A 217-nucleotide genomic window follows, 5' to 3' on the forward strand; every position below is an offset into this window, starting at 1 on the left:
TGCATGATGCCGTTGGCGTCGATGTCGAAGGCCACCTCGATCTGCGGCACGCCGCGCGGCGCCGGCGGCAGGCCCGTCAGGTCGAAGACGCCGAGCTTCTTGTTGTAGGCGGCGATCTCCCGTTCGCCCTGGTAGACCTGGATGCCGACCGAGGGCTGGTTGTCGGCGGCGGTGGTGAAGATCTCCGAACGCCGGGTGGGAATCGTCGTGTTGCGTT

At 66.8% G+C, this 217-nt stretch carries 1 protein-coding gene; it reads right to left on the minus strand.

What is annotated here, in order from left to right:
- A partial coding sequence (locus GTY47_RS32295) for an Hsp70 family protein (protein WP_010045996.1) occupies positions 1-217 on the minus strand: 217 nt, incomplete at both ends.

Source organism: Streptomyces sp. SID5464 (assembly GCF_009862985.1).
Taxonomy (GTDB): Bacteria; Actinomycetota; Actinomycetes; order Streptomycetales; family Streptomycetaceae; genus Streptomyces; species Streptomyces chartreusis_D.